The sequence below is a fragment of the Corallococcus sp. BB11-1 genome (assembly GCF_026626625.1).
Taxonomy (GTDB): domain Bacteria; phylum Myxococcota; class Myxococcia; order Myxococcales; family Myxococcaceae; genus Corallococcus; species Corallococcus soli.
On the sequence record NZ_JAPNJY010000035.1, the window covers coordinates 348,529 to 374,742 of the forward strand.

23 protein-coding genes are annotated in these 26,214 nt (G+C 71.2%); 17 read left to right on the forward strand and 6 right to left on the reverse strand.

Annotation, left to right across the window (positions count from 1 at the left end):
* The first annotated feature begins 24 nt into the window (after nt 1-24).
* Nucleotides 25-579 carry a ClpXP protease specificity-enhancing factor SspB gene (locus tag OV207_RS30690; RefSeq protein ID WP_267558564.1) on the forward strand — a complete coding sequence of 185 codons (555 nt, stop codon included), beginning with the start codon at nt 25-27 and terminating at the stop codon, nt 577-579.
* 41 nt (nt 580-620) lie between these two features.
* Here the strand turns inward: OV207_RS30690 and OV207_RS30695 are convergent, their stop codons facing one another.
* The 6 genes from OV207_RS30695 to OV207_RS30720 form a co-directional block, all read right to left on the reverse strand.
* Nucleotides 621-2,570 carry a protein kinase domain-containing protein gene (locus tag OV207_RS30695; RefSeq protein WP_267558565.1) on the reverse strand — a complete coding sequence of 650 codons (1,950 nt, stop codon included), beginning with the start codon at nt 2,568-2,570 and terminating at the stop codon, nt 621-623.
* Nucleotides 2,571-2,596: 26 nt separating this feature from the next.
* The gene (locus OV207_RS30700; RefSeq protein ID WP_267558566.1) at nt 2,597-2,983 is read right to left on the reverse strand and encodes a DUF971 domain-containing protein; all 387 of its coding nucleotides are present in this window, start codon (nt 2,981-2,983) and stop codon (nt 2,597-2,599) included.
* 62 nt (nt 2,984-3,045) lie between these two features.
* Entirely contained in the window at nt 3,046-4,758 is a 1,713-nt protein-coding gene (locus OV207_RS30705; RefSeq protein WP_267558567.1) for an HD domain-containing phosphohydrolase, read from the reverse strand.
* 24 nt (nt 4,759-4,782) lie between these two features.
* Complete coding sequence (locus tag OV207_RS30710) at nt 4,783-5,631, reverse strand: peptidoglycan-binding protein LysM (RefSeq protein ID WP_267558568.1); 849 nt, start codon at nt 5,629-5,631, stop codon at nt 4,783-4,785.
* Complete coding sequence (locus tag OV207_RS30715) at nt 5,628-6,083, reverse strand: FecR family protein (protein WP_193430877.1); 456 nt, start codon at nt 6,081-6,083, stop codon at nt 5,628-5,630. The genes OV207_RS30710 and OV207_RS30715 overlap by 4 nt, the downstream gene beginning before the upstream one ends.
* A 79-nt stretch (nt 6,084-6,162) precedes the next feature.
* A complete protein-coding gene (locus tag OV207_RS30720; RefSeq protein ID WP_267558569.1) occupies nt 6,163-6,966 on the reverse strand; it encodes a carbon-nitrogen hydrolase family protein in 804 nt (267 codons plus the stop codon).
* 206 nt (nt 6,967-7,172) lie between these two features.
* Between OV207_RS30720 and rimP the strand changes: the two genes are divergently transcribed.
* From rimP to purB, 16 genes are all read left to right on the forward strand, one after another.
* A complete protein-coding gene (gene rimP / locus OV207_RS30725; RefSeq protein ID WP_120648407.1) occupies nt 7,173-7,658 on the forward strand; it encodes a ribosome maturation factor RimP in 486 nt (161 codons plus the stop codon).
* Nucleotides 7,659-7,723: 65 nt separating this feature from the next.
* Nucleotides 7,724-9,424, forward strand: coding sequence for a transcription termination factor NusA (gene nusA, locus OV207_RS30730; RefSeq protein ID WP_193430875.1), 1,701 nt, complete (start codon nt 7,724-7,726; stop codon nt 9,422-9,424).
* 19 nt (nt 9,425-9,443) lie between these two features.
* On the forward strand, nt 9,444-9,740 hold the full coding sequence (locus OV207_RS30735; RefSeq protein WP_267558570.1) for a YlxR family protein: 297 nt from the start codon (nt 9,444-9,446) through the stop codon (nt 9,738-9,740).
* Between the two features lie 118 nt (nt 9,741-9,858).
* Entirely contained in the window at nt 9,859-13,053 is a 3,195-nt protein-coding gene (gene infB, locus OV207_RS30740) for a translation initiation factor IF-2 (protein ID WP_267558571.1), read from the forward strand.
* Nucleotides 13,054-13,176: 123 nt separating this feature from the next.
* The gene (locus tag OV207_RS30745; RefSeq protein WP_193430872.1) at nt 13,177-13,776 is read left to right on the forward strand and encodes a DUF503 domain-containing protein; all 600 of its coding nucleotides are present in this window, start codon (nt 13,177-13,179) and stop codon (nt 13,774-13,776) included.
* Entirely contained in the window at nt 13,773-14,132 is a 360-nt protein-coding gene (gene rbfA, locus OV207_RS30750) for a 30S ribosome-binding factor RbfA (RefSeq protein WP_193430871.1), read from the forward strand. The genes OV207_RS30745 and rbfA overlap by 4 nt, the downstream gene beginning before the upstream one ends.
* 10 nt (nt 14,133-14,142) lie before the next feature.
* Nucleotides 14,143-15,006, forward strand: a complete 864-nt coding sequence (truB, locus tag OV207_RS30755) for a tRNA pseudouridine(55) synthase TruB (RefSeq protein ID WP_267558572.1) — start codon at nt 14,143-14,145, stop codon at nt 15,004-15,006.
* A 27-nt stretch (nt 15,007-15,033) separates the two neighbouring features.
* On the forward strand, nt 15,034-15,336 hold the full coding sequence (locus tag OV207_RS30760) for a hypothetical protein (RefSeq protein WP_267558573.1): 303 nt from the start codon (nt 15,034-15,036) through the stop codon (nt 15,334-15,336).
* Between the two features lie 124 nt (nt 15,337-15,460).
* Complete coding sequence (gene rpsO, locus OV207_RS30765) at nt 15,461-15,730, forward strand: 30S ribosomal protein S15 (RefSeq protein WP_120536218.1); 270 nt, start codon at nt 15,461-15,463, stop codon at nt 15,728-15,730.
* Between the two features lie 442 nt (nt 15,731-16,172).
* A complete protein-coding gene (gene pnp, locus OV207_RS30770) occupies nt 16,173-18,326 on the forward strand; it encodes a polyribonucleotide nucleotidyltransferase (protein WP_193430868.1) in 2,154 nt (717 codons plus the stop codon).
* A 190-nt stretch (nt 18,327-18,516) separates the two neighbouring features.
* Entirely contained in the window at nt 18,517-19,326 is an 810-nt protein-coding gene (locus OV207_RS30775) for a hypothetical protein (protein ID WP_267558574.1), read from the forward strand.
* A gap of 9 nt (nt 19,327-19,335) precedes the next feature.
* Nucleotides 19,336-20,349 (forward strand): M23 family metallopeptidase, encoded by a 1,014-nt coding sequence (locus OV207_RS30780; protein WP_267558575.1) that lies wholly within the window; start codon nt 19,336-19,338, stop codon nt 20,347-20,349.
* An 81-nt stretch (nt 20,350-20,430) separates the two neighbouring features.
* Nucleotides 20,431-20,886 carry a dUTP diphosphatase gene (dut, locus tag OV207_RS30785; RefSeq protein WP_267558576.1) on the forward strand — a complete coding sequence of 152 codons (456 nt, stop codon included), beginning with the start codon at nt 20,431-20,433 and terminating at the stop codon, nt 20,884-20,886.
* 112 nt (nt 20,887-20,998) lie between these two features.
* Nucleotides 20,999-23,935, forward strand: a complete 2,937-nt coding sequence (locus OV207_RS30790) for a protein kinase domain-containing protein (protein WP_267558577.1) — start codon at nt 20,999-21,001, stop codon at nt 23,933-23,935.
* Nucleotides 23,932-24,891 carry an ABC transporter substrate-binding protein gene (locus OV207_RS30795; protein WP_193430863.1) on the forward strand — a complete coding sequence of 320 codons (960 nt, stop codon included), beginning with the start codon at nt 23,932-23,934 and terminating at the stop codon, nt 24,889-24,891. The genes OV207_RS30790 and OV207_RS30795 overlap by 4 nt, the downstream gene beginning before the upstream one ends.
* Complete coding sequence (gene purB / locus OV207_RS30800; RefSeq protein WP_267558578.1) at nt 24,888-26,201, forward strand: adenylosuccinate lyase; 1,314 nt, start codon at nt 24,888-24,890, stop codon at nt 26,199-26,201. Before OV207_RS30795 ends, purB begins: the two co-directional genes overlap by 4 nt.
* The last annotated feature ends 13 nt before the right edge of the window (nt 26,202-26,214 follow it).

The window sequence follows — 26,214 nt, forward strand, 5'->3', positions numbered from 1 at the left end:
GAATTTCCCCGCTGACAGGCTGGAATGGACAAGAAGGTTTCCGACAAGAAGGAGCGGCTCCTGGCCGCGCTGGATCAGGGGATGGTGATGATCCACCTGGACGCGCGCCGCCCCGGCGTGCTCGTCCCCGCCAGCCTCCGAGGCGAAGCGCACCTGCGCCTCAACCTCTCCTACCGCTTCGAGCCGCCCGACCTCACGGTGGGCGAGTGGGGCGTGCGCTCCACGCTGAGCTTCTCCGGTTCGCGCTTCACGGTGGCGGTGCCCTGGTCGGCGCTGTTCGCCATCGCCAGCCACGTGACGAAGGAGTTCTGGATGTACCCGGAGGAGATGCCGCCAGAGCTGCTCCAGCAGCCCCCGGTGGCGTCCGCCTCCGTCGTGCGTCCGCCGCAGCCTGTTCCGGTGCCCATGCCCGTCGCCGCGGAGCGCCCCCGCGCCTTCCTGCGCGAAGTGCAGAGCGAACACTCCGACGAGCCTGAGACGCGCCCGGAGGTCGCGGCCGTGCCCGCACCCGCGCCCGAGGGAGGCCCGCCCGAGGAGCCACAGCCCCCGCGCCGCGGTCACCTGCGGCTGGTGAAGTAGGGCCGGCCCCCCTCAAGGGGCCGGGGGCGGCACGGCGGGCCTCAGCGCCGCAACTGGGCGTCCAGGTCCGCCTTCTTGCCGCCCATGAACGAGCCCGTCCACATGCGGTGCCCTCGCAGCTTGATCTGCACGGGGACGGAGCGGGGCGGGTAGACGTTGTCCATCACCAGCGGCGTCACGCCCACCTCCACGCCGTCCACCGTCACCTGCGCCCCGGGGGGCTCGCTGCGGATGGACAGCGGAGGAGGCGGCTGGAGGCTCTTGAGCTTCTCCATGATCTGGGCTTCGTAGCGCGGCCACAGGAACATCACGCTGCCCGCGAGCACCGCGGTGACCCCGAACAGCGCCACCGTCCGTCCCCAGCGTCCACGCCTGCGCGGAGAGGCTGGGACGGGCGGTTCCAGCTCCCATGACGTGCCCTCCGGACGGGGGGCGCGCTCCTCCAGCTCCAGGTCGCCCGCGCCGGCCTGCTGGATGCTGGGGCGGCTGCTGTGCCCGGCATCGTCGAAGTCCGCGAGCGACTGCTGGACCCGCTCCTCGCTGTTCGTGTGCGCCGCGCCTGACGCGGAGCCCCGGGGCCCACCGGGCAAGGCGCGCCCCCCCGACGCCACGGCTCCGGGAGCCCCCTGGCGCACGGCACCCGGTGCCGGACGTCCGTGCGCGCCAGGAACTCCCATGGCGGTGGAGGTGTCGGCGGCGGAGCTCCAGGGCGCGGACGCCGGCCCCTGCGTGCACGCTTCACAGGGGGCGGTTGGCGAAGCCAGGGCGGCGCCGCACAGCGCGCAGGCGTGGATCACCTCGCCCGAGGCGGACAGCGCCAGCCCGCCGGGGCTCGGGTTCCACGGCTCTTCTTCGTCACGGCCCACGGGCACGGCCGCCGTACCCGCCGTCCACGGCGGCATGCCCGAACCGAAGGGCGACGTCCCCGTGCCGGCCCTTGGGGCCCCGCTGCCCTGACGCCCGGCGGCGGAGTCCATGACCGACGCGGAGGGCGCCTGCGCGCTCTCGCGAGGCCCGGCGGACGTCACGAACGACACGGCCGCGCCCTTCATGTCGCCACCCTCCAGGGCCGCGGCCCGGGCCACTTCTCCCACGGAAGGAGGCAGCCGCACGCCGCGCAGGAACGAGGCCAGGGCGTGCGACGATGCGGGCTCTCCTGCCTGCGCGAGCCACCGCGCGAGCGCCTCGGACACGTCCTCCGGCTCCGGGAAGCGGCTCTCCGGGTCGCGCGACAGCATGCGCAGCACCAGCGTGGCCAGCGACGCCGGCACGTCCGGCAGCGACGCGGGCGCCCGGTTGAGGATGGAGTACGCCACCGCCACCGGCTCCGCGGAGGGGCCGAACGGGTGCTGCCCGGCGAGCAGCTCCGACAGGATGATGCCCAGCGAGAACTGGTCGCTGCGCGCCGTGGCGGGCGCGCCCTTCAACACCTCCGGCGCTGCGTAGGGCACCTTGCCCTTGAAGGCCCCCGGCTCGGTGCGCGAGATGCCCTCCATCCGCGCGATGCCGAAGTCGGTGACCTTCACCTCCCCTTCGCGCGACACCAGCAGGTTGGACGGGGACACGTCCCGGTGCGCGGTCATCACCGGCTGCCCGTCATGCTGGCGCCGGTACGCATGGAGCAGGCCCGCCTGGGCCTGGCTCGCGATGAACACGGCCAGGTGTGGCGGAAAGCGCAGCCCCTGCCGGTTCACCGCCCGCAGGAGCGCGCCCAGGTCCCAGCCGTCCACCAGCTCCATCACCAGGAAGAGCCCCTCGGAGCCCTCGCCCACGTCGTGCACGGTGACGATGTTCTGGTGCTGCAGCAGCATGGCCAGCCGCGCCTCCGCGACGAACATGCTCGCGATGCCCGGCTCGCGCGCCAGGTGCGGCAGCACGCGCTTGATGGCCACGGTGCGCTCGAAGCCCTCCGCGCCCTTCGCCACCCCCAGGAAAAGCTCCGCCATGCCACCCGTGGCCAGCGGTTGCAGCAGCCGATAGCGCGAAGTCACGAAGTGCTCCGAAAGGTATTGGGGCTTCAGCCCTGGGACTGGGTGATGTCGCGCAGGTGCTTCCACGGATAGATGCCCGTGTTGTGCTGGTCGCTGAAGACGAACGCGAGCGCGTAGTTGCCCACCGGCTGCATCTGCAACACGCGCAGGTTCGCGGGCACCTGCGCGGGGTCCAGCGTCCGCTTCGCCGTCCATTCGTCCACGCACGCGGCGCACGGGCACTGCTGGCGCAGCACCTGCGCGGTGGCGCTCGTCGTCACGCCGTCATCCCACGTGAGCGTCAGCGATTCTCCGTCCGCGGACAGCCGGGCGTCCGTCGCGCTGAGGGGCTTGGCCGCGGGCTTGATGCGGTCCCAGAAGTTGCTCACCGATCCACCTTCCAGAGTCTTGGGCAGGAAGCCCCTCCCTACCATCCTTCTGGCGGGGTGGGGGACCTGCCGCGCGCGCCCGGCGAAGGACGCGGGCGCGGGGGCGCTCAGGACGCCAGCTTGACGGGCTGCCGGTGGCCTTCCAGCCGCACGCCCCGCTGGGCGAGCACCGCGCGCAGGGCCAGCACCACCTTCGGGTCCAGCTGCGCGCCGCTCAGGTTGTCCAGGATCTCCATCGCCTTCTCCAGCGGCATGGCCTTCTGGTAGGGGCGCGTGGAGGTGCACGCATCGAAGGTGTCCGCGCACGCGACGATGCGCGCCAGCAGCGGGATGGACTCCCCCTTGAGCTTGTCCGGGTAGCCCGTGCCGTCCCAGCGCTCGTGGTGGTGGCGCACGCACGCGCGCACCGGCCCCAGGAACGTCACCGGCCCGATGATGGCGTCACCGATGGCGGGGTGCTCCCGCATCGTGGCCATCTCCTGATCCGTCAGCCGGGACTGCTTGGTGAGGATGCTCTCCACGATGCCAATCTTCCCGATGTCGTGGAGGATGCCGCCGTACTGCAACTGCCGCAGCTCACGCTCGGTGAGCTTCAGCTCCCTGCCGATCTCCACCGCCACGTCGCCCACCCGCTGGCTGTGGCCGCGCGTGTACGCGTCCTTGGAGTCGATGGAGTTGGCCAGCGCGACGATGGTCTCCAGGTAGCCCTTCTCCAGGCTCTCGTAGAGGCCGCGCGTCTCCATGTCGTACGCGAGCAGCTGCTTGCTCATGTAGTTGAACGTCTGGGCCAGCTCCCCCAGCTCGTTCTTCTGGCGCAGGTTCACCTCCACGCCGAACTTGCCGCGCGCCAGCTCCAGCGACGTCGCCATGAAGGTCTTCAGGGGCTGCGTCAGGTTGCGGGAGAAGATGGCCGCCAGCACCAGCGCGACCAGGATGGCGCCGCCCAGGCCCGCCAGGATGCGCCGCTCCATCGTCTCCACCTGCCGGTAGGCGTGCTCCACCGGCTGCTCGGACACGATGGCCCAGCCCGCCTCCGGCAACACGGAGTACGCCGCCACCACCGCGTCGCGTCCCTCGCCGAAGTTGCCCACGTGGAACAGCTCCGTGTCGGGGGTGCCTTCGCGCTGTTTGATCAGATGCGCCAGGGGCGTCCGCTTCGACACGTCCTCGCCCACCGCGCCCAGGTCTCCGCCGCCGGTGATGAGCCGCCCGTGCCGGTCCGCCAGGTACGCGAACCCCGTGCTCCCCACGCGCTCCTGCGCCAGCATCTGCCGCAGGCCCGCGAGCGTCAGGTCCGCCGCCATGTAGCCCTGCACCGGGTCCCCCACCGGGAACGCCAGCGTCACCACTGGACCGCCGCCACCCGGGGACGCCACCACGTCCGAATAGCGCACCCCCGTCAATCCCGCGTTGAGCAGGGCCCGGGCGCGCTCCTCGTGCTCGGCCACCGCGCTGGGCGCCATGTCGTGCACCGCGAAGGCCTGGAGGCCCGGCTGCCGCTGCTTGTCCGCGCTGAACACCGTGAGCGCCAGCACCTCCTGGCGCTGGTTGAGCACCGCCGCGATGTGCGAGCGCTGCGTGTCGCGCGGCAGGGTGAAGAAGCCGCCCGGCACGCTGGACAGCCCCACCACCATCTCCGTGGGGTCCTCCAGGAAGCGCTCGGCCTTGAGCCGCAGCTGCTTCACGCGCTCCTGCGCCAGCTCCTGCGCGTCGCGGATGAGCAGCTCGCGCGTATGCGACACCGACAACCAGCCCACCATCACCGTGGGGATGATGCTGACCACGAGCATCAGCAGGAGGATGGCTTTGAAAAGACGCACGGGCGGTCGCTCCTCACGGGCCGGCTACTTCTGCCAGCCGTCCTTCACCTTGATGTTGAGTTCGAGCGCGTCCGCGGCCAGCTCGAAGCGCCGCGCCGGCGAGGGCACGGACCGGCCCTGTCCCGGACTCACCGCCGTCACCGTCCAGCGGTAGCGGCCGGCGGGCAGCGCGGGCAGCGCCCACTGCCGGGCGCCCAGCACCTCGCGCACGGGCGAGGGCAGGGGGCCCGACTCCACCGCCTCCGGGATGACCTCCACCTCGTACCGCGTGGCGCCCTCCACCGCGGCCCACGACAGCGTCACCGGGCCCAGCAGCCCCCCGGGCGACGGCTTCAGCGTGAAGCGGTACTTGTCCGTGGGCTGCACCGGCTGGGGCGCGGGGGGCGGCTCCGGCAGGACGGTGCCCTGCTGCACCCGCACGGACTCGCCGCTGGCCAGGACGCGGGTGGCGTGCTGCGCCTCCACGGTGACGGGCGGCCCCTGGCGGTGGGTGACGGTGGTGGTGCCGCCGTCGTGGCCCACCTCCACGGTGAAGAGGGAGGGCTGGGGCGGGTTGAGCAGCGCCCAGGCCTCGTCCGCCTTGTGCAGCGCGTCCGCGTAGCGCGCCTGCTGGAAGTGCGCCTCGGCGTCCTTCAGCCGGTCCTCGGCCTCGCGGCGCCGGGCGTCGTCCGGGGCGGCCTTCACCGCCGCGCGCGACATCTCCAGCGCCTTGCGCGCCGTCTGCGGCACCGCGCTGGGCGCCTTCGGCGTGGCCCCTGAACCGCCGCTGCCCCGGAGGGCGGTGGCCTCTGGGGCCTCGCGTCCCACCACCGTCGGGGTGGACGGCACCACGGACAGCCCCATCCACGCGCTGAGCCAGAGGGCGGCCTTCATTGGAACTCGATCTTCCTGCCAGCACGAACCGTGGCGGATGGCGTGGTGACGGACAAGGACTGCGTGGCCGGCTTCTCCAGCGTGGCGTCCACCCGTCCCCGAAGGACGGTGACATCCGTGCGCAGCTTGCTCTCCGCGATTCCCACCAGGGAATCGCCCCCCAGGTGCACCATGCTGCCGTTGGCGAACACCACCTGGGCACTGGCCCCGGACTCGGTGCGCACCTTGTCGTTCTCGTACAGCGGAAGCTCGTCCCTCGCGGCGCTCCACTCGTCCGCGATCGCGCGTTTGATCTGCACGTCTCCCTTCAGGCCCCGCAGGTGCGCGCGGGGCACGGGCGGAGGCAGCGGCGCTTCGGTGGGCCCACGCGGCTTCTCATCGGCGGTGCAGCCGAAGGGGAGGGCCGCGAGCGCGACCGCGAGCAACAAGGGAGGCCAGCGTCGTCCGTTCACCAGTGGGTCTTCCGTGGAACGGGAGTCTAACCGCAAAGCGGCCCGGGAAGGGGACACCCCCCAGGGCATCGCGACCCGGCTAGTCCAGCCGCCGGTGCTCCAGACACGGCAGGTTGCGTCGGATGCGCGCCTGCAGCTCCGGGTCCACCGGCGCCACCGCCAGCCCCTCTCCCTCGGAGGCCCGCGCCGTGACCAGACCCCAGGGGTCCACCACCATCGCGTGCCCGTACGTCAGCCGCTGGGCGGAGTGCCGCCCGCCCTGGGCCGGCGCCAGCACGTACGCCTGGTTTTCAATCGCCCGGGCGCGCAGCAGGACCTCCCAGTGGTCCTTGCCCGTCATCATCGTGAACGCCGCCGGCACCGCCAGCAGCGTCGCCCCGTCCTTCGACAGCCGCCGGTACAGCTCCGGGAATCGCAGGTCGTAGCAGACGCTCAGCCCCAGCCGGCCCACCGCCGTGTCCGCCGCCACCACCTCCGTCCCCGGCGCCACCGCCGCGGACTCCTGGTAGGTGGCACCATCACCCACATCCACGTCGAACAGGTGCATCTTCCGGTAGACGGCCAGCCGCGCGCCGTCCGGGCCGAACAGGACGCTGGTGTTGTAGAGCCGGCCGCCGGGCGCGCCCTCTTCCAGGATGGAGCCGGACAGCAGGGTGAGCTTCGTCTCCCGGGCCAGGTCCGCCATCCGGCTCAGGGTGGGGCCGTCCAGCGCCTCGGCGGCGCTGGCCCGTTCGGGCTCGGGACCCATCCAGGAGAAGTTCTCCGGCAGGCCCACCAGGCGGGCTCCCAGTCCGGCGGCCTGGCGCACGAGGCGGGCAGCCACGTCCAGGTTGTGGCCCTTGTCCGCGGTGGACACCATCTGGGCGGCGGCGATGAGGTGCATGGCGGCCTTTATAGCGTCGCTCCAGCACGCGAACCCCTGGGAATCCTTCGTTCCAGGGCTGCGTTGACCAGGAGCCTCGGGGTGTGTCCTTCCTTTACACCCCGAGGGGGCGTGTGTTACGGACGCCCCGACATTTTTCGACGCACGACATCGAAAAGTGGGCCGCCGTGCCCGCTTTTCGCGTTTTTGGAGACCTGCATCCCGGTATGGAGTCGAAGAACATCAAACAGACGGTGGAGGAACAGGCGGCGACGCTGCTCGACCCCATCGTGGCGAACGAAGGCCTGGAGCTGGTGGACCTGGAGTACGTCCGCGAGCGTGAGGGCTGGGTGTTGCGGTTGTTCATCGACAAGCCAGGTGGCCGGGTGGGTCTGGAGGAGTGCTCCCAGGTGTCGCGCGCCGTGGATCCGGTGCTCGACGTGGAGGACTTCATCCCCCAGGAATACAGCCTGGAGGTTTCCAGCCCCGGCGTGAACCGGCCGTTGAAGAAGCCGGTGCACTTCGAGCGGGTGAAGGGACAGAAGGTCAAGGTGAAGACCTTCGGTCCGTTGGGCGATCCTCCGCGAAAGAACTTCGCCGGAACGCTCACCGACGTGGCGGCCGACGCCATTTCCGTGGACGTGGAAGGGGGCGGCAACTTCCGCATCCCCTTCAAGGACATCGCCAAGGCCAATCTGGAGTTCGAGTTCTAGTCGTCGACATACAGGGGACCCTGATCGCGCCAGGGCCGCCCGTGGACCCATTTTAGGAGAACGTCATGGCAACCCCAGCCAACCCGGCCGTCAACCTCAACCTCGTTCTGGACCAGGTCGCCAAGGACAAGGGCATCGAGCGGGCTGTGCTCATCGCGACCCTCGAGGACGCGATGAAGACCGCGGCCAAGAAGCACTTTGGCCAGGAACGCAACCTCGAGGCCAAGTACGACCCGGACAAGGGCGTGGTGGAGCTGTTCCAGGCCATCACCGTCGTCGACCAGATCGTCGACCCCATCCAGGCGGTCAACCAGATCGCCATGGAAGAGGCCCACAAGAAGGGCATGGAAGTGGAAGCCGACGACGAGCTCGTCTTCCAGATCTTCTACCGTGACGAGGACGCTGCGGAGGCCAAGGCCCAGGACGACCAGTACGGGGACATCCTCCGGCTGAAGACCTTCCGCCGCGGCTTCGGCCGCATCGCGGCCCAGACGGCCAAGCAGGTCATCCTGCAGCGCACGCGGGACGCCGAGCGCGAGAACGTCTTCAACGAGTACCGCGACCGCAAGAACGAGATCGTCACCGGCATCGCCCGCCGGTTCGAGCGCGGCAACATCGTGGTGGACCTGGGCCGCGCGGAAGCCGTGCTGCCCGTGCGCGAGCAGGTCCCGCGTGAGACCTACCGCCCGGGCGACCGCGTCCAGGCCTACGTGCTGGACGTGCTGCGCGAGTCCAAGGGCCCGCAGATCGTCCTGTCGCGCGCGTCCGTGAACCTGCTCACCAAGCTCTTCGAGATGGAGGTGCCGGAGATCGCCGAAGGCATCGTCGTCATCGAGGCGGCGGCCCGCGAGCCCGGTGGCCGCGCGAAGATCGCCGTGTCCAGCCGTGACTCGGACGTGGACCCGGTGGGCGCGTGCGTCGGCATGAAGGGCAGCCGCGTGCAGGCGGTGGTGCAGGAGCTTCGCGGGGAGAAGATCGACATCGTCCCCTACGACGAGGATCCGGCCCGCTTCGTGTGCTCGGCCCTGGCCCCCGCGGAGGTCAGCCGCGTCATCATCGACGAGGCGAACCACGCCATGGAGCTCATCGTCCCGGACGACCAGCTGTCGCTCGCCATCGGTCGGCGCGGGCAGAACGTGCGCCTGGCCGCCCAGCTGACCGGCTGGAAGCTGGACATCAACAGCGAGAGCCGCGTGCGGGAGATGCGCGAGTTCGCGAGCCGCTCGCTGGGCGCGCTGCCGGGCGTCAACGAGATGCTGGTGGAGACGCTCTACGCCCACGGCTTCCGGCAGGCGAGGGACGTGGCGGACGCGAACGCGGAGATGCTGGCGCAGATCCCCGGCATCGACCCCGCCCGCATTCCCTCCATGCAGGAGGAGGCGCGCAAGCGCATGGTGGAGGACCAGCAGGAGCTGTCGCGCATGGACCACGAGCGCGAGCAGGCCCGCCTGGCCGAGGCCCGCCGCCACCCGGACGAGCTGTCCCAGCCGGAGCGCATGGCGCGCGTGCGCGGCGTTGGCGAGAAGACCATCGAGCAGCTCATCCTCGCCGGCTACCGCACGGTGGAGGACATCGCGAACGAGAAGGACCTCACCCGCCTGGGTGACGTGCCAGGGGTGGGCATCAAGAAGGCCCGCCAGCTCAAGAGCGCCGCGGAGAACTACCTTGTGGAAGAGGCCAAGCTCCGCGCGGAACTGAACGCGGAGAGGAGCCTGCTGGCGTCGGCCGGCGGCTCGGAGGGCGCGGAAGCGGCCAAGGCACCGTAAGCTGGAGGGGGACGGGGAGATGCGCCGCGCAACGAAACGGCCTGGGACACATCCGATTGAAATCACGACGTCAGGTCCGGTCAGGACCTGCGTCGGGTGCGGTTCGCGCAAGGCACAGGCGGAACTCACCCGGTTCGTGGTAGGTCCCCAGGGCGGCGTGGTGGCGGACAGGCAGCGAAGGCTGCCGGGGCGGGGGGCGTACCTGTGCGGTGCCGGTTGTTTGACGGCAGCGCTCAAGCGTAAGGCGCTGGGCAGGGCCTTCCGAGGCAAGGCGGGGCAGGTTGACCCGTCGCAGCTCGGACAGGCTTGGGAGTGAGGGCGGGTGGGTGGAGAGGTTGCGGGGGGGCGGCTGTTAAGCACCACTCGCACACAATTTCGGCTTTGGACTAGGGTGCTCGGCCTCGTCGCTGGCGGAGCAGAAGGCCAATCAAGGTATGTCGAAGAAGCGCGTTCACGAAATCGCCAAGGAGCTCAAGAGCCACGGGATTGAGCTCGACAACAAGGAGGTCGTGACCGAGCTCGCCGGGCTGGGTTACGACGTCAAGAGCCACTCGTCCTCGCTGGATGACGACCAGGCCACCGCCGCGGTCCAGAAGATCCTGGACAAGCGCAAGCCGAAGCAGGCCGCCGCGCCCGTCGCCGCCAAGGGGTTCGTGGTGCGCCGTCGGGTGGGTCCGCCCGCGGGTGCCTCCAACACGGAGGCCCAGGACAGCTACGCCCAGTCGAACGACCAGGGGTACGACAACCCCGACACCTCGTACGAGCAGTCCGCTTCGTCCGAGCAGCCGGAGGCCTACCAGGCCCCCGCCGTGGAGACCGCTCCCGACGCCGTGGAGCAGGCCCCCCAGGCGAACGTCGCTCCGGAGGCGCCCGCCGTGACGGCCGCGTCCCCCGAGACCGCCGCCACCCCCGCCGCTCCGGAGGCGCCGTCCGCCCCCGAGACCCCGGCGACGCCGTCCGTTTCCGCAACCCCGCCCGTGACGCCGCCTTCCACTCCGCCGACCGCGGCCGTGGTGGAGACGCCGCGGGCCGCCGCGCCGACCCAGGCTCCGGCGACACCGCGCACCCCTGCTCAGGAGAGCACCCACTTGCCCAACCCCCCTACGCGCTCGCCGGTTCCGCCCACCGCACGGACGCCTTCTACGTCGACGTCCGCGACGGTCATCTCCCGCGGTCCCGGTTACGTGCAGCGCCCGGGCTCGACGGGTGGGCGCCCTGGTGGCCCCCCGGGCAGTCGCCCCGGAGGCCCCGGTGGACCTGGCGGTCGTCCCGGAGGGCCGGGGGGGCCTGGCAGCCGTCCTGGCGCGCCCATGCAGGGTCGCCCGGGTGGGCCGCCCATGCAGAGCCGTCCGGGAGCGCCCATGCAGGCGCGTCCGGGCCAGACGGGTCCGGTGCGTCCGTCCTCGCCGCCTCCGGGCGCCGCGGGGGCCCCCGTGCAGCCCAGCGGTCCGACGATCATGGTGGGCGGCGTGCCGCACGCCCAGGTCGCGCCCACGCCGGGCGCCCAGGCGCGCCCCACGGCCACCCAGGCCGTGGTCATCTCGCGCCCGCTCATCCAGGTCCGCCGCGTCACGCCGACCACGACCCAGGCCAAGCAGTACCCCATGGCCCCGGGCCGCACGGCGCTCGGCACCGAGAAGCGCGAGTACAAGGTCGTCCCGGATCACCTGGGTCGCGGCCGTGAGCTGGTGGACGTCTCCAAGAGCAAGGAGCGTGGCCAGCGCAAGCGCACGGGAGGCCCTGAGACGACCACCGTGTCGAAGCAGGAACTGTCCGACATGGTCTGGGGCCGGATCGCGATTCCGATCCGCGGCAAGAAGCGCAAGCCGACCAAGAAGGGCGCCAAGACGCAGATCACCCAGATGGCCGAGGACAAGAAGGTCATCAAGCTCCAGGAGGGCATCAGCGTGTCCGACCTGGGCCAGCGCATGGGTGTGCGCACCACGGAGCTCATCAAGAAGCTGATGGCCATGCAGAAGATGTCCACCGCGAACTCCATCCTGGACGCGGACACCGCGGAGCTCATCGCCACCGACTACCACTGGAAGGTGGAGCGCGTGGGCTTCGAGGTGGAGGACTACCTGCCGGAGGTCGCGACCAAGGTGGAGGACGAGCGTCCCCGTCCGCCGGTCATCACCATCATGGGCCACGTCGACCACGGCAAGACGTCCCTGCTCGACGCCATCCGCCAGGCCAGCGTGGCCGCGGGCGAGGCGGGCGGCATCACCCAGCACATCGGCGCGTACAGCGTCACGACGGCGCGCGGCGACGTCACGTTCCTGGACACGCCGGGCCACGAAGCCTTCACGTCCATGCGCGCCCGTGGCGCCAACGTGACGGACATCGTGGTGCTCGTGGTGGCCGCGGACGACGGCGTGATGCCCCAGACCATCGAGGCCATCAAGCACGCCAAGCAGGCCGAAGTGCCCATCGTCGTCGCCATCAACAAGGTGGACGTGCCGGGCGCGAACCTGGACCGCGTGAAGAAGGACCTGGCCAGCCACGAACTGGTCCCGGAAGAGTGGGGCGGCGACACCATCATGGTGCCCGTCTCCGCGAAGACGAAGCAGAACCTGGACCTCCTCCTGGAGAACCTGGCGCTGCAGGCGGAGGTGTTGGAGCTGACGGCCAACCCCACCCGTCCGTCCGTGGGCGCCATCGTGGAAGCCAAGCTGGATCGTGGCCGCGGTCCCGTGGCCACGGTGCTGGTGCAGGAGGGCACGCTCAAGCTGGGCGACGCCATCGTCACCGGCACGCACTACGGCCGCGTCCGCGCCATGAACAACAGCCGTGGCGAGTCCGTGAAGGAAGTGAAGCCGGGCTACTGCGCGGAGGTCATCGGTCTGTCCGGCGTGCCCACCGCGGGTGATGCCATCAACGTGGTGGCGGACGAGAAGGCGGCCAAGCAGATCGCCGACCACCGCGGCATGAAGGAGCGTCAACAGGAACTCGGCAAGGTCAGCCGCGAGTCCCTGGAGCAGCTGTTCGCCAAGACGAAGGCGGGCGGCGGTCCCAAGGAGCTGCGCGTCGTCATCAAGGCGGACGTGCAGGGCTCGGCGGAGGCGGTGCGCCAGGCGGTGGAGAAGCTCACCACGCACAAGGTGCGGGTGGTCATCATCGACGCGGGCGTGGGCGCTGTCACCGAGACGGACGTCATGCGCGCCGCTGCTTCCAAGGGCGTCGTGCTCGCCTTCAACGTGAAGCCGGAGTCCGGTGCCGAGGCCGCGGCCAAGGTCCAGCAGGTCTCGCTTCAGAGCTACTCCATCATCTACGAGCTCATCGACGGCGTTCGCCTGGAGATGGAGAACCTCCTGGAGCCCATCCGCACCGAGCGCAAGCTGGGCCGTGCGGAAGTGCGCAACACCTTCAACGTGCCCAAGCTGGGCACCATCGCCGGTGCGGCCGTCCTGGACGGCGTCATCAAGCGCGGCTCGTTCGTGCGCCTCATGCGCGAGAACAAGCAGCTCTTCTCCGGCAAGATGGCGTCGCTCCGTCGCTTCAAGGACGACGTCAAGGAGGTCGCGCAGGGCTTCGAGTGCGGTATCGGCATCGAGAACTTCAACGACCTCAAGGCCGGCGACATCATCGAGGCCTACGAGATCGAGGAGACGCGTCAGAGCCTCTCCTGAGCCCCGCGGTACACACTCGACGGACCCCCGGGAAGGCCCCACCTTCTCCGGGGGAATGACGATGTGCCGGCGGTGGACGCACGCGGTTGATGCGCTGCGTTTCCGCCGGCCTGGGGGACCATCATGTTCGTGGGTGTCGCACGCCTGACCCTCCAGATTCCGGAGAGCGCCTCGCTGAAGTCCAAGCGACAGGTGCTCCGCCGGGTGACGGAGCGGGTGAAGGCTCGCTTCAACGTGGCCGTCGCCGAAGTGGATGACCAGGACCTCTGGCAGAAGGCTTCGGTGGCGTTGGCGGTGGTGGGCAACGACCGCCGCCACGTGGATGAGCAGCTGGAGAAGATCATCCACTTCATTGAAGAGATGTATGTCGCGCCGCTGATGGCCCGGGAGACGGAGATCCTGGGCTTCGGAGACCGGCTCTACCCGGACCAGGGCGCGGGGATGTTCCGGGCCCCGGCCAAGGTGCCGGAGCCGGACCTGGACGCCGAAGCGGGGCTTTCGCCCGAGGATGCGCACGCGCACTCGGAGGCGGCCATTGCCCGCTTCCTGCGCAGCGACCGTTCGCTGGCGGAGGCCGAGGGGCTGGGCTCCTGGGAGCAGCGGCACGAAGGCGCGGCCCCGGGGACTTCCCGGCCGGCCGCCGAAGGTGGAAATCTGTCGCTGGACGACGCGCGGGCCCGGGCCCGCGCGCTGCGCAACCCGCGAGATTGGGAGAAGAAATGACGACGCATTCACGACCCGAGCGCGTGGGGCAGGAAATCCAGGCGGCCATTGGCGCCCTGCTGACGCGGGGGGAGCTGCGCGACCCGCGCATCGGCTTCATCACCATCACCGGCGTGAAGGTGTCGCCCGACCTGCGCGTGGCGAAGGTCTTCTATTCGATGCTCGGCACCGAAGAGGAGAAGAAGGCCACCCAGGAGGGGCTGGACGCGGCCAAGGGCTTCGTGCGCCGCGAGGTGACGTCCGCCGTGAAGCTGCGCGTGTCGCCGGAGGTCTTCTTCGCCTTCGACGCCTCCGTGGGCGAGGGCGACAAGATCGACCGCCTCCTGCGCGAGGTGCGCGGCAAGGAAGGTTGGTAGAACCCAGGTCATGGACGGCGTCCTCGTCATCGACAAGCCGCTCGGTCCCACGTCGTTCGACGTGGTCCGTCAGGTGCGCAGCCTGCTGAAGGTGAAGAAGGCGGGCCACACGGGCACGCTCGACCCCATGGCCACCGGCGTGCTGCCGGTGTGCCTGGGCGAAGCCACCAAGGTGGCGGGCTACATCACCGAAGGCGACAAGGCGTACGACGCCGTGGTGCGGCTGGGCGTGGAGACGGACACCCAGGACGCCCAGGGCAAGCCGACCTCGGAGGCCCCGGTGCCGCCGCTGACGGCCGCCATCCTGGAGGCGGCGCTCGCGCCCTTCCGGGGCACCTTCGAACAGGTGCCGCCCATGTATTCGGCGGTGAAGATCGCCGGCAAGCGCCTGTATGAACTGGCGCGCGCGGGCGAAGAGGTGGAGCGCGCCAGCCGCACCGTGACGGTGCATGAGCTGGTGCTGCGCGACTTCTCCGCGGACCGGCTGACGCTGTCGGTGCGCTGCTCGAAGGGCTTCTACGTGCGCACGCTCGCGTATGACCTGGGCCGCGCGCTGGGCTGCGGGGCGCACCTGGAGGCCCTGCGGCGCACCGCGAGCGGGCCCTTCACGCTGGCGCGCGCGCTGCCCCTGGGAGAGCTGGCGTCGCTGTCGCGGGAGGCAGTAGCCGGGCGCCTGGTGTCGCTGGGCGAGGCGCTGACGGAGCTGCCCTCCGTGCGCGTGAGCGCGGAGGAGGCGAAGCGGGTGTCGCACGGCGTCCCCGTGGAGGTCGCGCCCCAGCCGGGCAAGGTGCGGGTGCTGGGCCCGGGCGGCGCGCTGCTCGCCATGGCCGAGGTGGTGGGCGGGCGGCTGCGCTACCTGCGGGTCTTCGCCTGAGTGGCCACCCGCTCGCATGACATCTCCGTGAGCGTCGCGCCGGGCCTGCGAGGCGCCTTCGACGGCCGGCGTGAGCTGACGCTGGGCGTGCCGGCAGCGGCGGGCATCGGCGACGTGGTGGAGGCGCTGCTGCGGCTGTACCCGCGCACGCGCGCCCTGCTCGCGGGGGATGGCGGTGAGCCCGGTGGCCTGTACCTGCATGTGGCCCTGGACGCGGCGTCGGCGCGGGAGCTGGCGACCGGGGAGGTGGGACTTCCCACCGGCTGCCGGTTGTACGTCTTCGCACTGTCGCGTCCCCCGAGGGGCGGACGGGCAGGCGGCGAAGGTTGACCCTACGGGGGGTGAAGCTTATAAGCGGCCCGCTCGTTAGAAGAACAATGACCGGGTCTGTACCCCTCCACGGACCCTGGCGGCGCGAGCAGTCACCCCGGAGTGGGATTCAGGAAGAAGCCCCATGTCGCTGCATCAGGATCGCAAGAGCGAGCTGGTCTCGAAGTTCCGCACCCACGAGTCCGACACGGGCTCCCCCGAGGTGCAGGTTGCGCTGCTGTCCGAGCGCATCAACATGCTCACCGAGCACTTCAAGACCCACAAGAAGGACCACCACTCCCGGCGCGGTCTGCTGAAGCTGGTCGGTCAGCGCCGCCGTCTGCTGGACTACCTCAAGTCCAAGGACGTGGCGCGCTACAAGAAGCTCATTGAGAGCCTCGGCATCCGCAAGTAGGCACTCACAAGCACCCGGGGCGCTGGCAGTCACCAGCGCCCCGCGCGTTTGCGCGGCACCGTTTTTTCCATCGCCTGGGGATTCACGCTCCAGGCGGTGGGTTGTTGGAAGTGTTCAAAGAAGCGCGGGCGTGGGTGAGGTGGCGGGCAAGGGAGTGATGGAGACGGGCTCTTTTGGTTTCCGTTCAGACCGGCCGACCTGAAGCAACGGGTGGGCGGGTGTGATCAGGGATCAAGAGGTCCGAGTCATCCCTCCGGCGCTCCGCAACGGAGCCCATTTCCGCAGTACAGGCAGCGGTGGTCTGGCACGTGCCTGCTTCAAGGCCCTGGCGACCGCTCATTCCCCAGAGGGCCCCTGTTCGGGCGGCCCGGCCCCGCTCATGCGGGCCGGCCGTGGCTGACGCGGGTCTTCGCACGCGAAGCAGGCACAGAGGCCACACGACATGTTGAAGAAGAGCGTCAAGATTGGTGAGAGCGAGCTGAGCATCGAGACGGGCCGTCTGGCCAAGCAGGCCGACGGCTCCGTGGTGGTCCGCTACGGCGACACCATGCTGCTCGTCACCGCGGTGAGCGCGCGGGAGAAGAAGGACATCGACTTCCTGCCCCTCACGGTGGAGTACCAGGAGAAGCTGTACTCGGCGGGCCGCATCCCCGGCAGCTTCTTCAAGCGTGAGGGCCGGCTGACGGAGAAGGAGACGCTGACGAGCCGTCTCATCGACCGCTCCTGCCGTCCGCTGTTCCCGGAAGGCTACGCGTACGAGACGCAGGTCATCATCAGCGTCATCTCCTCGGACCCGGACAACGAGGGCGACATCCACGGCCTCACCGGCGCCTCCGCGGCGCTGTGGGTGTCGGACATCCCGTTCAACGGCCCCATCGCGGGCGTTCGCGTGGGCCGCGTGGGTGGCCAGTTCGTCGCCAACCCCACCGCGAAGCAGCGTGAGCAGAGCGACCTGGACCTCGTCATGGCGGTGAGCCGCGAGGCCATCGTGATGGTGGAGGGCGGCGCGGAGGAGGTCAGCGAGCCGGACATGGTGGCCGCGCTGGAGTTCGGTCGCGCCGCGGCCAAGCCCGCCCTGGACCTCCAGGACGAGATGCGCGCGGAGCTGAAGAAGCAGGTGCGCTCCTACGACAAGCCGGCCGCCATCGACGAGGGGCTGCGCGCCCAGGTGCGCGCCCTGGCCATGGACGGCGTCAAGGCCGGCTACGCCATCAAGGAGAAGGGCGCGCGCTACGAGGCGCTCTCCAAGGCCAAGAAGGCGGCCGTGGCGGCTCTCAAGGAGAAGATGGGCGCGGAGTTCACGCCCGTGGTGGAGAAGCACGCCAAGCAGGTCATCGAGGACCTGAAGTACGACCACATGCGTGAGCTCACCGTGAACGGTGGCCGCATCGGCGACCGTGGCCACGACGTGGTGCGCACCATCACCAACGAAGTGGGCGTGCTGCCCCGCGCGCACGGCAGCGCGGTGTTCACCCGTGGCGAGACGCAGGCGCTCGTGGTGGCCACGCTGGGCACCAGCGAGGACGAGCAGCGGCTGGAGCTGCTGAGCGGCCAGGCCTTCAAGCGCTTCCTGCTGCACTACAACTTCCCGCCCTTCAGCGTGAACGAGACCAAGCCCCTGCGCGGCCCCGGTCGTCGTGAGATTGGCCACGGCGCGCTGGCGGAGCGCGCGCTGCGCAACATGCTGCCGGCGGGGGAGAACTTCCCGTACACGGTGCGGCTGGTGTCGGAGATCCTGGAGTCCAACGGCTCCTCGTCCATGGCCTCCGTGTGCGGTGGCACGCTGGCGCTGATGGACGCGGGCGTCCCCATCAAGGCGCCGGTGGCCGGCATCGCCATGGGCCTCGTGAAGGAGGGAGAGAAGATCGCCATCCTCTCCGACATCCTCGGTGACGAGGATCACCTGGGCGACATGGACTTCAAGGTCTGCGGCACGTCCAAGGGCATCACGTCCATCCAGATGGACATCAAGATCACCGGCCTCACCACGGAGATCATGAGCCGCGCGCTGGAGCAGGCGCGTCAGGGCCGCGTGCACATCCTGGCGGAGATGGCGAAGACGCTGGACGCTCCCCGCAAGGAGATCAGCCAGTTCGCGCCGCGCATCACCACCATCCAGATCCGCCCCGAGTTCATCAAGAACGTCATCGGGCCGGGCGGCAAGGTGATCAAGGACATCATCGCGCGCACGGGCGCGGCCATCAACATCGAGGACACGGGCCGCGTGGACATCGCGAGCGCGAACGGCGAGGCCGTGAAGGCCGCCATCGCGATGATCCAGGCGCTCACGCGTGAGGCGGAGATCGGGAAGATCTACACCGGCACGGTGCGGAAGATCGCCGAGTTCGGCGCCTTCGTGGAGCTGTTCCCGGGCACCGACGGCCTCATCCACATCTCCGAGCTGTCCGACAAGCGCGTCAAGGCGGTGTCGGACGTGCTGAGCGAGGGTGACGAGGTGCTGGTGAAGGTCGTCAGCATCGACAAGACGGGCAAGATCCGCCTGTCCCGCAAGGAGGCCATGGCCGAGCGCACCGCCGCGCAGACGCCTCCTCCGGCCGCGGCCCCCACGGCGCCCACGCCCGACGCGAAGGCCTGATTCAGGCTGGGGCCTTCGCGCGACGGCCGCTCTTCGTGAAAGAGCGGCCGCCTTCGTGGAGGGCCCCACCCGGTCGCCCCGTTCTCTTCGCCTCCGGGCGAAGGGGCGGGGCGTTTTCGTTGCGGGGGCCCGTGGTTTAAACCCTCCAGAGGGGTTCCCGCGTTGATGGGAGTGGCCCTGGAGGCCGTGCATGCCGTCCCATCCGTCCAGCCCACCCGAAGCCTCGAGCGGCTTCCTCACGGACGTCTCCCGGTTCCTGGGCGCGTTCCGCTGGGCGTTCATGCCGCTGGGCCTGGTGGCGCTGGTGGCGGTGGGCGTGCACGCGGCGGCGGACACGCTGGATGACCGGCTGCTCACGGCGGTGGACCGGCTGGACTCGGCCTTTGACGCCTTCGTGGGCCGCTACCCGGCGACGGCGTCCCTGGTGGACTGGGTGTCCCTGGAGCGGCGCACCCAACTGGCGCGGGCCCTGGCGTTGGCGTGGGAGCTGGCGGCGGACCTGCTCCTGGCGCTGCCCGCGCTGGGCTACCGCGAGGTGGAGGCCCGCCGGCCGGTGGAGGCCTGGCGCGCGATGCTGGAGGCGTCGGACCCGGAGACTCCGGGGCCCGCTTCGTGGCGCGTGCTGCTGCGGCGCTGCGTGCGGCGGCCCACGCCCATGCGGTGGGTGCGGCCCCTGGCCACGGCGGGCGTGGTGCTGGCGGGCGCGTGCACGCTGGCGCGGCTGGTCCAGGGCACGGTGTACCTGTCGTGGCGCCCGTTGTTCGGAGACACCGTGGCGGACCTGTCCGCTCGGGGGTTGGCGGTGGCGGCGCTGGTGGGCGTGGGCGTGTCCCTGGGGTGGCGCGCGGTGCTGCGCAACCTCCAGCACGCGGACGCGGCCTGTGAGGCGGTGGGCCCCCGGCGGGCGTGGACGCGCGGACTGCTGGGCTGCGTGCTGGTGGCGCCCCTGGGGCTGGCCGCGGTGTGGGACGCGTCTCCGGTGCTGTCCTTCCTGCGCTGAGGCCCCGCCATGTTCGCTCGACGCGCCCGGGGACTGCTGGACTTCACCTTCGCGCTGCTGTGCGTGTGGTGCGCGTACCACCACACGCCCGCGGGCGCGCTGCTGCGGCGCACGGCGGCCTGGGCCTTCAACACGCGCACCACGGCCCGGCCGCTGCTGGCGTACTACGACGGGGTGAGCGGCACGTCGGTGCCCACGCCGGGCGCGCTGCCCCCGTCCATGCTCACGCGGGTGCCCACGAGCGCGGAGGCCCTGGCGTGGGGGACGCACTCGGCGCTCAAGTCCCTGGAGCCCAAGGCGCGCGAGCCCGCGCTGGCGCTGGCGCGTGAGGCGGGCATCGCGCCGGAGACGCTGTTGGATCCGGCCCGGGGGCTCGCGGCGACGCGGCGCCTGCTGGACTCGCTGGCGGGGGACTTCCCGTCGGAGGAGGCGCGGCTGACGGCGGTGTTCGCGGGGCGGGTGCCCGCGCGCTTCGCGCTGGAGCGCGTGGACGCGGAAGGGGGTGGGGCGCCCACGCTGGAGCGGCTGGCGAAGCAGCTTCCCCCGGGCTTCGACGGCGCGTCCGTGGGGGCGGCGCAGGCGCTGGCGCTGTCGACGGCGCTGATGCTCGGGTGGCCCGTGTCGGAGAGCGCCCACGTGACGAGCCCCTTCGGCTACCGCGTCCACCCGACGCTGCGCACGCGCCGGATGCACACGGGCGTGGACCTGGCGGTGCGCACGGGCACGACGGTGTCCGCGGTGGCGCCCGGGGTGGTGCGCCGCGCGAGCGAGGACTCGGTGAACGGCCGCGTGCTGGTGCTGGACCACGGGCGGGGCGTGACGACGGCGTACTGCCACAACTCGGAGCTGCTGGTGAAGGCCGGCGCGCGCGTGGAGAAGGGGCAGGCCATCGCCCTGTCCGGCAACACCGGCCGCTCCACCGGGCCGCACCTGCACTACCAGTTGGAGCTGGCCGCGCGGCCCGTGGATCCCTTCAGCTTTCGCACCGCCCTGCGCGTGGCGGAGGGCGCGACCGACCTCTGAGGGCTACACCCCCGGGTGTGGGCGGGGGACCCGTGACGTCGGGTGGAAGAGAGCAGGGGGCGCGTGCTAGGGCGTGGGCGCATGGCCTCCACGCTGACCGTCGCCGTGCGCCGGGTGCGCTCGCATCCGGACCCGCTGCCCCTGCCCCGCTATGAGACGGAGCAGGCCGCCGGCATGGACCTGCGGGCGGACATCGACGGGGAGCGGGTGCTCCAGCCCCTGGAGCGGATGGCGGTGCCCACGGGCCTGGCGTTCGCGCTGCCCCCTGGCTTCGAGGGCCAGGTGCGGCCCCGCTCCGGACTGGCGCTGCGCCACGGGGTGACGTGCCTCAACTCCCCTGGGACGGTGGACGCGGACTACCGGGGGGAGGTCCAGGTGCTGCTCATCAACCTGTCCAGTGCGCCCTTCACGCTGCGTCGGGGGGACCGGGTGGCCCAGCTGGTGGTGGCCCCCGTCACCCTGGCGGCGCTCCATGAGGTGGACCTGTTGGAGGGGACTTCCCGGGGTGACGGAGGTTTCGGGTCCACCGGCCGCTGACACCCGGCGCGCAACGTCATTCCTCAATGGCGCCGGAGCGGGCAGAATGGGGCCCCCGGCCGTCCGCCGGGAGGTCGCTCCCCCCGCGACCTCGTTCCGGAGTTTCACTGCTTTGCTCTGCTATCGCTGCGGCAGCCATGTCCCCGACACGAGTGAAACCTGTGCCACGTGTGGCCAGAAGTTCGACGCGGCCGCGCGTCAGGCGGCGGGGGCGGCGCGCAAGCGGGGCACGGAGGGCGCGCCCTACAAGCCGGGCGACGTCGTCGCCAACCGCTACGCCATCCAGGAGGTGGTGGGGTCCGGGCCGCTGGGGTTCGTCTTCCGCGCGCAGGACCAGTCCATCGACGTGGAGGTGGCGCTGAAGGTCATCCAGCCCCGGCTGGTGCAGCAGCCGGAGGAGCGCACGCAGTTCGCGCTGTCCATGCGGGTGGGCAAGAAGCTCAACCACCCCAACCTGGTGCGCGTGTACGAGGAGGGCGTCGACGGGGACCGGCCCTGGTTCGCGATGCAGATGCTGGAGGGCATCACGCTGCGCCGGATGATGGAGCAGCGCGCGTCGAAGGGGCAGTTGTTCTCGCTGAAGGAAGTGGAGCCGCTGCTCGCGCAGATGGCGGCGGCGCTGGACGGGGCGCACCGCTTTGGGCCGCACTCGAACCTGAAGCCGGAGAACGTCTTCGTCCTGCCGGACCTGCTGAAGGTGACGGACTACGGACTGGGGCTCGCGGTGCCGCACCTGCCCTTCGTGCAGGCGCAGCGAGGGCACCGCGCGGCGGCGTACATCGCGCCCGAGTACGTGAATGGCGCGGAGCTGGACGCGCGCATGGACGTGTACTCGCTGGGCGTGTTGATGGGGGAGATGGTCACGGGCCTGCTGCCGGAGGACGGCGGCGTGCCCGAGGTGACGGTGCGGCACCCGGACCTCCCGCCCGCCTTCGAGTCGCTCTACCGGCGCGCGCTCAACCAGAACCCGCTGGCGCGGCCCAAGTCGGGCGGGGACCTGCACGCGGAGTTCGTGGCGCTGGTCCAGCGTCACCCGGCCGCCGCGTCCCGGCAGCGCGCGGTGCCGCCCACGGGCGCGCTTCCCCCGGCTGCGGTGGCCGCGCGGGCGGCGAACAAGCCGCTGCCGCCGGTGCCCACCGGCATGCTCCCCATCGCGACGGCGCCCACGCCGGCCGCGCCCATCCCGGTGGAGGACGCGCCCCCGCCGGATGCGACCCAGCCGCTGGATGCCGCGACGCTGGCGGCCATCCTGGGGTCGAACGCGAAGGCGCTCGACTACATCACCGGCCCCGAGGCGCGCTCGGTGTCGGATGCGTCGACGCAGCAGGAGATGCGCGCCGTGGCGGAGCGTCCCTCGGGACGAGGCGGACGTGGCGCGGACGCGTCGCAGGATCCGCGGCTGCTGGGACAGTCCCCGGAGGCCGCGACCCAGCAGGAGCCCCGTGCGGCTCGCGCGGGTGACGGCGCGGCGGCTTCCGAAGCGCGGCCGTCGTCCGCGAAGGCCGCCGAGCCGGTGATGCGCATCTTCGCGAAGGCGGAGGAGCCGTCGTTCCCGGCGGATCCCCGCGCGGCGTCCCGCTCCGCCGAGTCCGGGGCGGACGGCAGGCCGGGGAACCGGAGCGCGGAAGGGGCCGCCGCGGGCGATGGACGCCAGACGGGCCGCGGCAGCGATGCCGGCGTGGAGTCACGGCGCGGCGGTGAGGCCTCGTCCGGTGATGCGCGGCAGGGCGGCCGAGGCACGGACTCCGGTCAGGATGGGCGGTCGGGTCGCGGTGGTGAGGCCTCTTCAGGCGGCTCCAGTGGTCGCGGTGGTGAGGCGTCGTCCGGCGGGCGTGGAACGGACTCCGGCCAGGATGCGCGCTCCGGTGGTCGCGGTGAGGCCTCCTCCGGTGGTCGAGGAACGGACTCCGGCCAGGATGCGCGGTCGGGTCGCGGCGCGGAGGCATCTGGAAGCGACGGACGTCAGGGCGGACGGAGCGTCGACGACGACGAGTCCTCCGATTCCCGTTCGTCGAGCCGGGGCGGTCGCAACGCACGCGGCGCGGCGAAGGCTCGCGGTGCGGACGCCGCTCCTCCTCGCGGTTCGCGTGCCTCCGCGGCGCAGGGGGCGGCCCGCGCTTCCAGCGCGCAGGCCGAGGCTTCCTCTGGCGGACGCACGGGAGCCCGCAAGGCTGAACCCTCGCCCGAGACGTCCGGGGTTCGTGGCTCGTCGCGCAGACTGCCTCCTTCGGTCTCCGGCCTGCACACGATGCCTTCCACGCGCGCCACGCAGGCGAAGCCGGCCCGTTCGGGGCCCAGCTCGATGATGTGGATGTTGATCCTCGCGGTGGTGGGCATCGGTCTGGGCGCCGGGGGCGGCTACCTCTGGCTGCGCATCCGCCAGGCCCAGCAGGCGAAGAACGCGCCCGTGCCGTCCACGCCCAGCGCCTCCGAGGGTGTTTCGGGGGGCCTCATGGCGACGGAGCGGTGTCCCGACGGCATGAAGCTGGTGAGCGGCGGCGCCTTCAAGCGGGGCTCCACCAAGGAAGACCGCGTGTCGTCCGGCTCCAGTGACGAACTGCCCCTCGAAAGCGTCATGGTGGGCTCGTTCTGCGTGGACGAATTCGAGTTCCCCAACACGCCGGGCCGCCTGCCGAGGGTCTCCGTGAGCCTGCTCGACGCGAAGTCCCTCTGCGAGGGCGCCGAGAAGCGGCTGTGCTCGGAGGATGAGTGGGAGAAGGCCTGCAAGGGCCCGGGCAGCGCGCGCTTCTCGCGCGGCGAGGAGAGCCCCACGGCCTGCAACGCCGGCACGGGTGCCTCAGGGAAGCTCGCGCACTCCGGTGCCTTCCCGGCCTGCCACCACTCCGAATTCCTGCCGTCGGACATGTCGGGGAACGCGGCGGAGTGGACCGACACCCAGTTCAAGAAGGGCGGCACCGACATGACCATCAAGGGTGGCTCCTTCTCGGGCTCCAGCGACAGCTCGCGGTGCGCCGCGCGCAAGCAGGGCGCTCCGGAGCTGAAGGCCCCGGACCTGGGCTTCCGCTGCTGCTCGAACGTGCTGCCATGACCCTGCTCCGGGGCCTGCCGCTCCTGATGCTCCTGCTCCCCGCCGTCGCCCTCGCGCAGGCCCCGGCGCGCAGTCCGGCCCGGCCCCGCGTCGTCGCCGTGAAGTCCGCGAGCCTCGCGCCGTACGCCTCCTTCCTCGCCGGCTTCAATTCGGAGGCGCGCGCGGACGTCACCGAGGTGACGCTGGAGGAGAGCCCCACGGAGGCGGCGCGCGTCTTCAAGTCGCTGGCCGCGCAGAAGCCCGCGCTGGTGCTGGCCCTGGGGCCGCTCGCCGCCAACGCCGCGCGACGCTCGCTGGGCGGGGACGTGCCGGTGCTGTTCGCGATGGTGCCGTACCATGAGAAGTACGGCCTGGAGGCGCCGCACGTCACCGGCATCGCGCTCACCAGCGACTTCGGGCCGGAGCTGGCCGCGCTCAAGGCCCTGGCGCCCGGGGCGAAGCGCGTGGGCATCCTGCACGACCCGCGCTCCTCGGCGGGCGCGGTGGCGCAGGCGCGCTCCGCGGGGGCCGGGCTGGGGCTCTCCATCGTCCCGCTCGCCGTGGAGTCGCAGGAGCGCGTGGGCGAGGTACTGGAGGGCGCGGTCGGGAAGGTGGACGGCCTGCTGATGGTTGCGGACAAGACCGTGGGCAACGCATCCGTCGTCCAGACGCTCATCGCCTTTGGTGCCGCACGCCGCATCCCGCTGGTGGCGCTCACGGCCAGCCAGGTGAAGGAGGGCGCGACGCTCGCCCTCTCGCCGGCCCCGCTGGCGCTCGGGCAGCAGGCGGGGAGGCTGGCCAACCGCATCATCCACGAGAGGGTCGATCCCGGTGCGCTGGCGGTGGCGCGGCCTGAAGGCCTGGACCTCTCGTTCAACCTCACCGCCGCGAAGAAGTCAGGTCCGTCCTGTGACGTCGCGCTGGAAGTGCTCCGGTTCGCGGCGCGCCGGGACTTTGCCGTGAAGGTCTACGAGTGATTCCACGATACAGCCGTCAGGAGATGGCCTCCCTCTGGTCCGACGTCGCCCGCTACCGCCGCTGGCGCGACGTGGAGCTCGCCGCGCTGGAGGGCATGGTCGCGCAGGGACTCGCCCCGAAGGAAGCGCTGGTGGACTGCCTGGAGCGCGCCGGGGACTTCTCCGCCGAGGACGCCGCGCGCATCGACGAAATCGAGCGCACCACCAAGCACGACGTCATCGCCTTCCTCACGTTCGTGGAGGAGCGCGTGGGGCCCAGCGCGCGCTGGCTGCACCTGGGCATGACGTCCTCGGACGTGCTGGACACGTCGCTGGGGCTCACCCTGCGCGACGCGGTGGACCTCATCCTCAAGGGCATGGACCGCGTGATGGCCGCGGTGGAGAAGCGCGCCTTCGAGCACAAGCACACGCTGCAGATGGGCCGCAGCCACGGCATCCACGCGGAGCCCATCACCTTCGGCCACAAGCTGGCCATCTGGTACGACGAGCTGCGCCGGGGCCGCATGCGCCTGGAGCACGCGCGTGACAGCATCGCGGTGGGCAAGATTTCAGGCGCGGTGGGCACGTTCGCGCACCTGCCGCCCGCGGTGGAGGAGCACGTCTGCCAGAAGCTGGGCCTGAAGCCCGCGCCCGCCTCCAGCCAGGTGGTGCAGCGCGACCGGCACGCGGAGTTCTTCACCGCGCTGGCGCTCGTCGGCTCCAGCCTGGAGAAGTTCGCCGTCGAAATCCGCCACCTCCAGCGCACGGAGGTGCGTGAGGTGGAGGAGGCCTTCACGCCGGGCCAGAAGGGCTCCAGCGCGATGCCGCACAAGCGCAACCCCATCCTGTCGGAGAACCTCACCGGCCTCGCGCGCCTCTTGCGCGGCTACGCGGTGAGCGCCATGGAGGACGTGGCGCTGTGGCACGAGCGGGACATCTCCCACTCGTCCGTGGAGCGCGTCATCGGGCCGGACGCCACGGGGCTCCTGGACTTCATGCTCCACCGCTTCGCGGGGCTGGTGGAGAACATGCGCGTCTACCCGGAGCAGATGCGGAAGAACCTGGACCTGCTGGGCGGCGTGGTGAACTCGCAGCGGCTGCTCCTGGAGCTGGCGCGCAAGGGCATGGACCGGCAGGCCGCGTACGTCGTCGTCCAGCGCAACGCGATGAAGATGTTCGAGGAGGGCGTGGACTTCCGGCAGGCGCTGCTCGCGGACGCGGACCTGCTCAAGATGATGACGCCCGAGGAAATCTCTGACTGCTTCTCCCCGGGCTACCACACGCGCCAGATGGACGCGGTGTTCCAGCGCGTGTTCGGCCGCGCCAGCTAGCGCGGCCTCACCG

Bases quoted from the DNA above. Each gene is read 5' to 3' on its own strand.
- OV207_RS30690 (WP_267558564.1), top strand. From the start codon at position 25: ATGGACAAGAAGGTTTCCGACAAGAAGGAGCGGCTCCTGGCCGCGCTG.
- OV207_RS30700 (WP_267558566.1), bottom strand. From the start codon at position 2,983: ATGGTAGGGAGGGGCTTCCTGCCCAAGACTCTGGAAGGTGGATCGGTG.
- OV207_RS30710 (WP_267558568.1), bottom strand. From the start codon at position 5,631: ATGAAGGCCGCCCTCTGGCTCAGCGCGTGGATGGGGCTGTCCGTGGTG.
- OV207_RS30720 (WP_267558569.1), bottom strand. From the start codon at position 6,966: ATGCACCTCATCGCCGCCGCCCAGATGGTGTCCACCGCGGACAAGGGC.
- rimP (WP_120648407.1), top strand. From the start codon at position 7,173: ATGGAGTCGAAGAACATCAAACAGACGGTGGAGGAACAGGCGGCGACG.
- nusA (WP_193430875.1), top strand. From the start codon at position 7,724: ATGGCAACCCCAGCCAACCCGGCCGTCAACCTCAACCTCGTTCTGGAC.
- OV207_RS30735 (WP_267558570.1), top strand. From the start codon at position 9,444: ATGCGCCGCGCAACGAAACGGCCTGGGACACATCCGATTGAAATCACG.
- infB (WP_267558571.1), top strand. From the start codon at position 9,859: ATGTCGAAGAAGCGCGTTCACGAAATCGCCAAGGAGCTCAAGAGCCAC.
- OV207_RS30745 (WP_193430872.1), top strand. From the start codon at position 13,177: ATGTTCGTGGGTGTCGCACGCCTGACCCTCCAGATTCCGGAGAGCGCC.
- rbfA (WP_193430871.1), top strand. From the start codon at position 13,773: ATGACGACGCATTCACGACCCGAGCGCGTGGGGCAGGAAATCCAGGCG.
- truB (WP_267558572.1), top strand. From the start codon at position 14,143: ATGGACGGCGTCCTCGTCATCGACAAGCCGCTCGGTCCCACGTCGTTC.
- rpsO (WP_120536218.1), top strand. From the start codon at position 15,461: ATGTCGCTGCATCAGGATCGCAAGAGCGAGCTGGTCTCGAAGTTCCGC.
- pnp (WP_193430868.1), top strand. From the start codon at position 16,173: ATGTTGAAGAAGAGCGTCAAGATTGGTGAGAGCGAGCTGAGCATCGAG.
- OV207_RS30775 (WP_267558574.1), top strand. From the start codon at position 18,517: ATGCCGTCCCATCCGTCCAGCCCACCCGAAGCCTCGAGCGGCTTCCTC.
- OV207_RS30780 (WP_267558575.1), top strand. From the start codon at position 19,336: ATGTTCGCTCGACGCGCCCGGGGACTGCTGGACTTCACCTTCGCGCTG.
- dut (WP_267558576.1), top strand. From the start codon at position 20,431: ATGGCCTCCACGCTGACCGTCGCCGTGCGCCGGGTGCGCTCGCATCCG.
- OV207_RS30795 (WP_193430863.1), top strand. From the start codon at position 23,932: ATGACCCTGCTCCGGGGCCTGCCGCTCCTGATGCTCCTGCTCCCCGCC.